The 522-nt window shown below is 42.0% G+C and carries 1 pseudogene; it reads left to right on the forward strand.

The annotated features are described in order from the left end of the window. Positions 1 to 130: 130 nt before the first annotated feature. Positions 131 to 364: pseudogene (locus R7Q46_RS30185) on the forward strand (integrase core domain-containing protein); the annotation flags it as partial. Positions 365 to 522: the final 158 nt, after the last annotated feature.

The raw sequence follows: 522 nt of genomic DNA on the forward strand, positions 1-522 counted from the left end.
GTGTCCTCAATGTGGTAACCCATGACCTAATATCAGCTCAAACGGCGATGTATATTGGGTACCTGCTGGTTTGCTGTCCGAGCTTGTCGATGGCAAGGTTGCTGCTCATGTGCATGTCGGTTCCAATGCAAACGGGACCTGCGAACGCTTCCACAAAACCATATTGAATGAGCTCTATCAAGTTACGTTCAGAAAGAAACTGTATGGCTCAATGGAAGAGTTGCAGAAAGATCTGGACGAATGGATGGACTACTACAACAATCATCGTACTCATCAAGGAAAAATGTGCTGTGGCAGAACGCCAATAGAAACATTAGAGGATGGGAAATCAATCTGGGCTGAAAGGAATCTATCCCAGATATAATCTGACAGGCACCGAATCAAAAATGGGTAACTGTCAGATCAGGTCTGAATTAGTACAATTTATATCAAATACATTCTACTTATGGTCTTCGTAAAATTACGTACTGGTCTAACAAGCTGTCTTTCGACACACAAGTATTCAAAAAGAGTCTCTATATC

The organism is Vibrio sp. 811 (assembly GCF_033339195.1).